The organism is Microcoleus sp. K4-B3 (assembly GCF_036704615.1).
GTDB lineage: Bacteria > Cyanobacteriota > Cyanobacteriia > Cyanobacteriales > Microcoleaceae > Microcoleus.
Map to the genome: position 1 here is coordinate 1 of NZ_JAUBSF010000210.1, position 1901 is coordinate 1901.

The window sequence follows — 1901 nt, forward strand, 5'->3', positions numbered from 1 at the left end:
TTATACTGATGATCGATAAAAAAGTCATTCTGGGTTCACGAGTATTTATACTCATCGCAAAAGTGACACGCTCCCAAAGCGATCGCACTCAGCCCACGGGAACGGGCGCGATCGCCCCTTCAATCTTTCCCTTAATCTTTCTTTAGACAGCACTGTTTATTTATGTCCGACTACTTAGATGTTTTAAGAAAGCTGCTATAATTCAGTGGATGTAGTGAAAAGGGATCTGAGGGATTGAAGAATTTCTCCAAGGTTCAGATGGAAAGGTTCCACCAGATTACAAATTTTTCTGCTTTCGTGGCCGAGTCGAAATGGTTGTAATCTTTCAGTGCGCGATACGATCGCGATTAAGTAGAATCCTTTTTGGCAGCTAACATGAACAAAGGCTTGTGCATCATTGCCGGGTTTCACAAGTTTAAGGATGACAAGCAAACCGATTTTTGCCGGGAGTTTTACTATCGGCTGGACTAATGAAACCAGTGAAGAGGTCGTGCTTGGCTTCATTAGCACGTGGAAACAAATCTCTTGGAACTTTATTAAATGACTTCCAATTTAACTCTCAATAAGCAAATCTTGATTGAGCGTGTTAGCCAACTTGCACGCGATAAATTCGCCTCTCGCGCCCCAGACTACGATCACACTTCCAGCTTTCCAACGGAAGATTTTGAAGACCTGTTTAATGCAGGTCTCAATGCGCCTGCTGTGCCAACAGAATATGGCGGTCTAGGGTTAGGACATGATAGCGATATCTTTACCCTCTGGATGATGACCAAGGAACTCGCCAAGGTGGATTTATCCCTAGCGCGTTGCTGGGAAGGACAGGCCAATGCCCAGGTAATACTTGCGGCTATCGCAAATGAGTCTCAAAAAAAGCGCTGGTTTGAGGGTATTGTCGATCGTGGTGAGAAATGGGCGGCTTGGAGTGGAGAACCGCAGTCTCAAATTCCAGGTCAAAAAGTTGGGGTGGGGACAACCGTTCAAGTGGTAGATGACGGCTACATCGTTAAATGGCACAAAGGTCTTCGCTACCAGCGCCCCAGCAGCACAGTGGGCAGTTCTGCTTGTCAACCCAGCAGGGGCTGGGGGCTCGCGTCATACCAATGCACCGGCATCTGTACTGATGCTGGGCTGCAATTTATCCGACCCCAGTGTTAGTTTTGATGATAGTTGGTGGCAGCCAATTGGCATGAGAGGTACAGTGAGTTACCTGGTTCGCTTTGAGGAGACTTTCATTGCTAAAGAAAACCTGATTGGCTATCCAGGACAGTACATCCTTGAGGAGTGGCAGACGCGGTTTACACCTCATTATGGCGCTGCTTTTCTAGGGGCTGCTGAGGGAGCCTATGAGTATGCTTTGGCATACATCAATAAGCAGGAAAAAGGGCACGATCCCTACGTACAGCACCGGATTGCTAAGGCAGCAATGAATATAGATACTATGCATTTCTGGTTGCGGCACACAGCCACTCTCTGGGAAACAGGTCAGCAGTTAGAGGCCAAACAAGCAGGCAATCGCGCCCTTTACATAACTGAGCAACTGGCTACTGAAACGGTGAACGACTGCATAAACACTTGTGGTGCTCGCTCCCTGATTCAACCGAGTCCGATAGAGCGAATATTGCGAGACTTGTCCTTTTACGTCCTGCGCGATAATAGCGATCGCGTTTTGTCATCCATTGGTCAGGAAATTCTAGGGCAGTCCTACGATCGTTCCTATTTTGGATCGTCCCCTAACCCAACGCCCTCAGCCGAATCGTAGCTTACTAAATAGCGATCGCTTGTGCTGGTCGCTTTGGAATGTGATTTGAACCCACATTAATACCCAGCTAAGCTGTCAAACATCTAAACTGCATTAACTAAGTTACCTTTATTTTTTACTTTTCGGTTCCATTTCATAATTA

At 46.8% G+C, this 1901-nt stretch carries 2 protein-coding genes; both read left to right on the forward strand.

Annotated elements, in window-relative coordinates; genetic code table 11:
• Positions 1–540 precede the first annotated feature (540 nt).
• Positions 541–1155, forward strand: coding sequence for an acyl-CoA dehydrogenase family protein (locus QUA78_RS32420; protein ID WP_333307365.1), 615 nt, complete (start codon positions 541–543; stop codon positions 1153–1155).
• The gene (locus QUA78_RS32425) at positions 1121–1759 is read left to right on the forward strand and encodes an acyl-CoA dehydrogenase family protein (protein ID WP_333399258.1); all 639 of its coding nucleotides are present in this window, start codon (positions 1121–1123) and stop codon (positions 1757–1759) included. The genes QUA78_RS32420 and QUA78_RS32425 overlap by 35 nt, the downstream gene beginning before the upstream one ends.
• Positions 1760–1901: the final 142 nt, after the last annotated feature.